This is a genomic window from Microcystis sp. M49636_WE2 (genome assembly GCF_030065375.1).
Lineage (GTDB): Bacteria > Cyanobacteriota > Cyanobacteriia > Cyanobacteriales > Microcystaceae > Microcystis > Microcystis aeruginosa_C.
In genome coordinates this window covers 1-2,634 of the sequence record NZ_JASJFG010000666.1, presented here as the reverse complement: position 1 = coordinate 2,634, position 2,634 = coordinate 1, and the positions used below count along the sequence as shown (strand labels likewise).

Here is a 2,634-nt window from a genome sequence, read left to right as displayed (position 1 = left end):
TGGCTCGAAGCGTTGAAGAAATTGACCCGTGTTATCCGATGCCTGCTGCCAGAGACCGGCAATCCTTTCGCCAATCAGCGGCCAGGTGGCCACATCGGCGGGGGGAGGGGGAATCACCGCCGCACCAGTATCGATATATTCGGCCAGCGTTCGCAGATTACCCGCCAGAACCGCTGCAATGCCACTCACCGGACCGATAATAATCCCTAGACAAAGTAGGGTGAGGAGAACTGTGGCCAGTTTCGCCCGGCCCGCGAGTAACTTTTTTAACCAGAGAAAGAGCGGATACCAAGCGATCGCTAGAATTGCTCCCCAGAGGATCATGGTTAGGAAGGGACGCAGCAGGGTAAAACCAGCAAATAACAACAGGCCCAGAAAAAACAGCCGGATGACGAGATCGATAATTTTAGCGTCATTTTTCATCAATAGCGATCGCCTTTTGGCTAGATGAGGACATTTCTGCAATTATGGCAGTTTTTCGTTATGGGTAGTGATACTAAATCCTGTTTAGAAGGTATAGGGGAGTGGGAATTATGAATTATGAATTATGAATTATGAATTAGGGAGAGGGAAGACCACTTCGTGCGCGTTGCGGGGGGAGGTGGGGAGAGCGGAGCGGGGAGAAACAATTCATAACTTGGGAGTTAATCACACTATTAAAAACGGATTTGGTATGATTCGCTAGTAGTGGTGAGCCGTTTTGCTTATCTGGTCGGGATTGTGTAAAATGTTTCCCGACCCAAATAATTGCCCGATAAATCTTTAAAACTGATTCTTTCGGGGTAAATCTCCTGAGAAATATCTTTTTTTGGTCGGTGCAATGCTTACTTCCAACCGTCTTGATCGAGTAAAATCGACTAATTTAATCTGTTAACAAGGATGCCAGCAAATTTATTAGAAGTGCGGGGAGCCACCCGTCGATTTGGGGGATTAGTCGCCGTCGATGGGGTTTCCTTTCAGGTACAAAAAAACGAGATTTTTGGCTTAATTGGACCCAATGGGGCGGGAAAAACGACTTTATTTAATCTGATCACCGGTTTAATTCCCCTATCCAGTGGTGATTTAATTTATCAAGGCGATAGTCTGGCGAATTATCGTCCTCACCAGATCGCTCAGGCGGGAATTGCCCGTACTTTCCAGAATTTGCGCTTATTTGGCGAATTATCGGCTTTAGAAAATGTAGCGATCGCTGGTCACATTCACAATAGAGCCAATCTTTGGACAGGAATTTTGGGTTTACCAGTTTCGAGAAGGGAGGAGGAAAAAACCTATAAAAGAGCGGGGGAATTATTAGATTTAGTCGGATTAACCGACCAAAGCAACCGAAAAGCCCGTAATTTAGCCTATGGTGATCAAAGACGCTTGGAAATTGCCCGCGCTTTAGCTTTGCAACCCCAGTTATTACTCCTCGATGAACCGGCAGCCGGGATGAATCCCAGCGAAAAGGGGTCATTAAGTCAGCTAATTCGACAAATTCGCGATAATTTAGCTTTAACCGTCCTGTTAATCGAACATCATGTGCCTTTAGTGATGGGATTATGCGATCGCATTGCCGTGTTAGATTTCGGTAAGTTAATCGCTTTGGGAGATCCAGCCACAGTCAGGGAGAATCGCGCAGTGATTGAAGCTTATTTAGGGGATGAATAAGGATTTTAGATAATTACTCTTCAGGTTAATGGGAGATCAGTAGGTAGGCGTTAAAAATTATCAGACACCACCCTTATCAAGGGGGGACTAAGGGTAGGGTTGATTCATGAATCAACCCTACTATGAATCAACCCTAGTACTGAGGGGGGATCGAACCTAAAATCCATTTTTAATTTAATTATAACCAGCTACTTAACAATGATTATTTAATTACCAGAGATAGTCAAAAAAAGAGTTAAAGTTTCTCCCGATCAATATTTTGTCATAAGTACGGACGCACAATTATTTGTAGGATGGGTTAGCGGTAGCGTAACCCATGCTAACTCATCCAGTCGTTTAATTCCTTTAATCTTGTTAGCGCGTAACAACTCTCGACGCACCTCATAATCAGCAATTTCTGGAAGAATAACCCTAATACCTGCTTTAATTAGCGTTTGTAGCCAACAATTACAAGCTAGACTTTCAGGCGCTCGCTTAGGATTAGTAATTAAACCGATAATTCCCGTATCTAATAAAACTACTCTATTCACCAAGTTACTCCCTTTAAGTGAGCCAGAAATAAAGGACGCTCAGATAAGCGATCTTGGTCAAGTGCTTCGATTAAATATTCACCGGTTTCTTGTTGTTCCTGTTCATCTTCTTCATCAATCCAAGATTGAAGTAAATTAACCAGTTTGGTCTGTTTTTCTTGTTCTAAAATAGTATCCTTAAGTAGCTTGAGGACATAAGCTTCTAGAGAAAGACCTTTCTCCCTCGCTTTTTGGCTGAGATATTGTTCGATTTCTGATGTTAAATTAAGAGTTAGTGGCATGGGCTTGACTTGAATCAATTTATCGTGTCTTTAACTAGGGTCTGCTGAAAAAGTTTTTCCTAGAAGCAGGGTGTAGGGTGTAGGGTGTGGGGTGTGGGGTTTTACCGATTTTGAGGGGGTCAATTACCTAATTTTCAGGGAAAAAGTACCTGAATTTCCCCCTGATCACTCCCATG

At 43.3% G+C, this 2,634-nt stretch carries 4 protein-coding genes; 1 reads left to right on the top strand and 3 read right to left on the bottom strand.

Annotated elements, in window-relative coordinates; all coding sequences use genetic code 11:
• Nucleotides 1–423 (bottom strand): AI-2E family transporter (locus PX484_RS15405; protein WP_502882752.1); only part of this gene is annotated, 423 nt, incomplete at its 3' end.
• 456 nt (nt 424–879) lie between these two features.
• Between PX484_RS15405 and PX484_RS15400 the strand changes: the two genes are divergently transcribed.
• A complete protein-coding gene (locus PX484_RS15400; protein ID WP_287669387.1) occupies nt 880–1,647 on the top strand; it encodes an ABC transporter ATP-binding protein in 768 nt (255 codons plus the stop codon).
• 251 nt (nt 1,648–1,898) lie between these two features.
• On the opposite strand, the gene PX484_RS15395 is transcribed toward PX484_RS15400, so the two are convergent.
• Together PX484_RS15395 and PX484_RS15390 are read right to left on the bottom strand one after the other, a co-directional pair.
• On the bottom strand, nt 1,899–2,177 hold the full coding sequence (locus PX484_RS15395; RefSeq protein WP_002803028.1) for a hypothetical protein: 279 nt from the start codon (nt 2,175–2,177) through the stop codon (nt 1,899–1,901).
• On the bottom strand, nt 2,174–2,458 hold the full coding sequence (locus tag PX484_RS15390; protein ID WP_002760094.1) for a hypothetical protein: 285 nt from the start codon (nt 2,456–2,458) through the stop codon (nt 2,174–2,176). Before PX484_RS15390 ends, PX484_RS15395 begins: the two co-directional genes overlap by 4 nt.
• Nucleotides 2,459–2,634: the final 176 nt, after the last annotated feature.